This window comes from Streptococcus mitis (assembly GCF_946188685.1).
GTDB classification, from domain to species: Bacteria; Bacillota; Bacilli; order Lactobacillales; family Streptococcaceae; genus Streptococcus; species Streptococcus mitis_CC.
This window is the reverse complement of the sequence record NZ_CAMHWH010000018.1, coordinates 1-3,712: the sequence shown is the minus strand read 5'-3', so window position 1 is coordinate 3,712 and position 3,712 is coordinate 1. Positions and strand designations below refer to the sequence as shown.

The following is a 3,712-nucleotide window of genomic DNA, read 5'->3' as shown; positions in this document are numbered from 1 at the left end:
AAGTGAGTCGTCCCATCCTTACTCGGCTCTACGATTCTTCTAGCTATTAAACTCTGTTCTGAGTTTGCAAAATTCTCCAATTCCTGTTCAAATACCTCACGCGTCGGTTCCTGAGTATCCTTTTTGACACGAAGTAAGGAGACGGAATCATAGCTTGCATATAAATATTGTGGCGCACGTAAGACAATAATCCAAGCAAGGAAGAAGCTGAGAAAAAAAGTTGATAATAATATGAATAGTTTCTTCATAGTAGACTCCTTGTATAAGAGAATAACTCTATAGAAAGAAATTTTACATTTTATAAATTCTTAGAATTATTCTCCTAGTTTAATCCATCACACCCTGAGCAACAAAACAACAAATTTAATCCTTTCTTAGTTTGAAATCGGTTTCTTATAACTTAAGTATATCACTTTCTATATAATCTATCAACATATTTTACTAAGATATCATTAGTAATAGAATTTTAAAGTTTCCTTAGAAATAGATGTCGGGAAAGAATTTAAGTTCAGTTTTTCCCATTCATATTATCCAAGCAAAAGAGATGATATTAACTAAAAAGCAATTCGAACTACTGTAAAATTCCTAGCAAAAAAGAGAGCCAAAACTCTCTTTTATCTTCTTTTACTTTTACTGACCGACATGAGGGTAATATCTCGCAAGCTAAAGTATGCTAGGAAGAGCATGGCGACTGCGATAAAGAATTCTGTCGGTAGCTGAAAGATTTGCAGAACAGACAACATGAGTAAAATCAAGAGTGCTACGAAAGCAAAGACGACAAGGACGATATTGACTGTCCCTTTAATGCTTTGTGGTGTCGCAAATACATAGAGTAGTAATAAGAGGATTCCTATGATTAAATAAACCATCTTTATCTCTTTCTAGCTCTTATTCAGCTGATTTTTTCTTCTTGTTAGCTTTCTCACGCTCTGCCTTGTTAAGGATTTGTTTACGCAAACGGATAGACTCAGGCGTTACTTCCATGTACTCATCGTCGTTCAAGAACTCAAGAGACTCTTCAAGTGTCAAGATACGAGGGGTCTTGATAACAGCTGTTTGGTCCTTAGTAGCTGAACGAACGTTAGTCATTTGTTTCGCCTTAGTGATGTTAACTGTCAAGTCGTTTTCACGAGAGTTTTCACCGATGATCATTCCTTCATAAACCTCAGTACCTGGGTTGACAAAGATTGTACCACGTTCTTCGATAGACATGATTGAGTAAGTTGTAGCCTTACCAGCATCGATAGAAACAAGGGCACCACGGTGACGACCACCAATTTCACCTGGAATCAATGGCAAGTATTGGTCGAAGGTATGGTTCATGATACCGTAACCACGAGTCATTGACAAGAACTCAGTTGAGTATCCAATCAAACCACGCGCAGGAACAAGGAAGACCAAACGAGTTTGACCATTACCAGTTGAAATCATATCCAACATTTCACCCTTACGTTCAGAAAGGCTTTGGATAACAGACCCTTGGTATTCTTCTGGAGTGTCGATTTGAACACGTTCAAATGGCTCACATTTAACACCGTCGATTTCTTTTACGATAACCTCTGGACGAGATACTTGAAGTTCATAACCCTCACGGCGCATGGTTTCGATAAGGATTGACAAGTGCAATTCTCCACGTCCTGAAACAGTCCATTTATCTGGTGAGTCAGTTGGTTCAACACGGAGGGAAACGTCTGTTTGCAATTCAGCCTGCAAGCGTTCTTCCACCTTACGAGAAGTTACCCATTTACCTTCTTTACCAGCAAATGGTGAGTTGTTGACCAAGAATGTCATTTGAAGAGTTGGCTCATCGATGTGTAGGATTGGAAGAGCTTCTACTGCATCTGTCGGAGTAATAGTTTCGCCGACAAAGATATCTTCCATACCTGAAACGGCAATTAAGTCACCCGCTTTAGCTTCTTGGATTTCACGACGTTCCAAACCAAAGAAACCGAAGAGTTTTGTAACACGGAAGTTTTTAGTTGTGCCATCAAGTTTAGAAAGGGTAACTTGGTCCCCAACCTTAACAGTACCACGGAAGACACGACCGATACCGATACGACCAACGAAGTCATTGTAGTCCAAAAGTGATACTTGGAACTGCAAAGGCTCATCTGAGTTATCTACTGGAGCTGGGATATGGTCGATAATCGTGTCAAAGATTGGTGCCATAGTCGCTTCTTGGTCAGCTGGATCATCTGACAATGAAGAAGTTCCGTTGATCGCTGAAGCATACACCACTGGGAAATCAAGCTGGTCGTCATCTGCACCAAGCTCGATGAAAAGTTCCAAGACTTCGTCCACTACTTCTGCTGGACGAGCTGATGGCTTATCGATTTTGTTAACAACCACGATTGGGACAAGGTCTTGTTCCAAGGCTTTTTTCAATACGAAACGAGTTTGTGGCATGGTTCCTTCGTAAGCATCTACGACCAAGACAACACCGTCAACCATTTTCATGATACGCTCAACTTCTCCACCGAAGTCCGCGTGTCCTGGTGTGTCCATGATATTGATACGAGTTCCGTTATAGGCAACGGCTGTATTTTTAGCAAGGATGGTAATTCCACGCTCTTTTTCGATATCGTTTGAGTCCATAGCACGCTCTGCCAATTCAGTACGTGCATCAAGCGTTTCTGATTGTTTCAATAATTCGTCAACGAGGGTTGTTTTACCGTGGTCAACGTGGGCGATAATCGCAATGTTACGGATATCTTCTCTTAATTTTGTCATGATTTCCTCTATAATATTCAAAATTTATTTTCTAACTGAACGATTATACCATAATTTCAGGTAAATAACATAACTCAAGCAAGTGTAAATGTTTTCACTGTGCTTTTCTTTTCACGTCAAGCCTTTTCAAAGCAAGCGACTTATGATAAGATAGGCACAGTATGCGTTTAGATAATTTATTAGCCCAAGAAAAAATCAGCCGAAAAGCCATGAAACAAGCCTTACTCAAAGGGGAAATTCTAGTCGATGGTTGCCCAGCCCGCTCCCTAGCTCAAAATATCGATACAGGGCTACAAGAACTCCTTTTTCAGGGTCGAATCATTCAAGGCTATGAACACACCTATCTTATGCTTCATAAACCTACTGGTGTCGTTACAGCCAATAAAGACAGGGAACTTCCAACCGTCATGGACCTCCTTCCGCCTGACATCCAGTCTGACATGCTCTATGCCGTCGGCCGACTGGACCGAGATACGACAGGACTCCTCCTCTTGACTGATAACGGTCCTTTGGGCTTTCAGCTCCTCCATCCCCAATATCATGTCGATAAAACTTATCAGGTTGAGGTTAATGGACTTCTGACACCTGACCATATCCAAGCCTTTCAAAAGGGAATTGTCTTTTTAGATGGCACTGTCTGTAAACCTGCAAGACTAGAGATTCTATCTGCAAGTCCTTCCCTCAGTCAAGCTTCTATCACCATTTCAGAAGGAAAATTTCATCAGGTTAAGAAAATGTTTCTCTCGGTTGGTGTCAAGGTGACCTCACTCAAACGAATTCAGTTCGGTGAGTTTACATTAGACCCAGAACTAGCAGAAGGTCAATACCGTCCCTTGAACCAAGAGGAATTGAAAATCATTAAAAACTACTTAGAGAAAAGTGGATAAAACAAAAAAGCTTTCAAATGTACTGACCCCAAAAAGTTAGACAATTAATTTATCCGAAGGATTTAGTTCTGTATTGCACAGGACTGAGTCCTTTT

General features: G+C 40.6%; 3 protein-coding genes and 1 pseudogene. 1 reads left to right on the top strand and 3 read right to left on the bottom strand.

All coding sequences use genetic code 11. The features are described 5' to 3' along the window. The 3 genes and pseudogenes from N8N51_RS10310 to typA all read right to left on the bottom strand — a co-directional run. A pseudogene (locus tag N8N51_RS10310) lies at positions 1 to 248 on the bottom strand (bacteriocin-associated integral membrane family protein); the annotation flags it as partial. A 366-nt stretch (positions 249 to 614) separates the two neighbouring features. After that, positions 615 to 869, bottom strand: a complete 255-nt coding sequence (locus N8N51_RS10305; protein WP_000262670.1) for a DUF3165 family protein — start codon at positions 867 to 869, stop codon at positions 615 to 617. 19 nt (positions 870 to 888) lie between these two features. After that, positions 889 to 2,730, bottom strand: coding sequence for a translational GTPase TypA (gene typA / locus N8N51_RS10300; RefSeq protein ID WP_049544361.1), 1,842 nt, complete (start codon positions 2,728 to 2,730; stop codon positions 889 to 891). A gap of 161 nt (positions 2,731 to 2,891) precedes the next feature. Between typA and N8N51_RS10295 the strand changes: the two genes are divergently transcribed. Beyond that, positions 2,892 to 3,617 (top strand): 16S rRNA pseudouridine(516) synthase, encoded by a 726-nt coding sequence (locus N8N51_RS10295; RefSeq protein ID WP_001235011.1) that lies wholly within the window; start codon positions 2,892 to 2,894, stop codon positions 3,615 to 3,617. Positions 3,618 to 3,712 lie beyond the last annotated feature (95 nt).

Bases quoted from the DNA above. Each gene is read 5' to 3' on its own strand.
- N8N51_RS10295 (WP_001235011.1), top strand. From the start codon at position 2,892: ATGCGTTTAGATAATTTATTAGCCCAAGAAAAAATCAGCCGAAAAGCC.
- N8N51_RS10305 (WP_000262670.1), bottom strand. From the start codon at position 869: ATGGTTTATTTAATCATAGGAATCCTCTTATTACTACTCTATGTATTT.
- typA (WP_049544361.1), bottom strand. From the start codon at position 2,730: ATGACAAAATTAAGAGAAGATATCCGTAACATTGCGATTATCGCCCAC.